The sequence below is a fragment of the Lelliottia sp. GFLA7 genome (assembly GCF_056490165.1).
Window position 1 is genome coordinate 1 of record NZ_JBWLAQ010000133.1, and the last position, 379, is coordinate 379.

Below are 379 nucleotides of genomic sequence, written 5' to 3' on the forward strand. Positions count from 1 at the left end.
GAACACCGGGGGATGCAAGAGCTACTACCTCAGCCCGTCCGGGCGCAACATCACGTTCTGGCCGGGTTTCGTGTTCACCTTCGAACGGCGGATGCGGCACGCACGTCTCGAGGAGTTCGACGTGCGTTGTGCGACGACGCATCCGGCTGAGGCAACGGCGGCTCCGGTGGTCGGTCGATGAGCCGCGTGACGAGTCCGATCGCACTGCCAGGCTCGGTGGTGCTGGTCACCGGCGCGGCACAGGGCATCGGCCTGGACACCGCCGAACGGTTCGCCCGCCGGGGAGCCCGTGTCGTCCTGATCGACGTCGACGGCGCCGGGTTGGCGCGGGCGGTCGGGAAGATCGGGGCAGACTCGGCAATCGCTGTCGTCGCGGACG

At 69.1% G+C, this 379-nt stretch carries 2 protein-coding genes; both read left to right on the plus strand.

Translation table 11 applies throughout. The features are described 5' to 3' along the window. A partial coding sequence (locus tag AC07RN_RS21515; RefSeq protein ID WP_478337308.1) for a hypothetical protein occupies positions 1-181 on the plus strand: 181 nt, incomplete at its 5' end. Then, positions 178-379, plus strand: a 202-nt coding sequence (locus AC07RN_RS21520; protein WP_478337309.1) for an SDR family NAD(P)-dependent oxidoreductase, incomplete at its 3' end; no start/stop codon positions are given. The genes AC07RN_RS21515 and AC07RN_RS21520, both read left to right, overlap by 4 nt.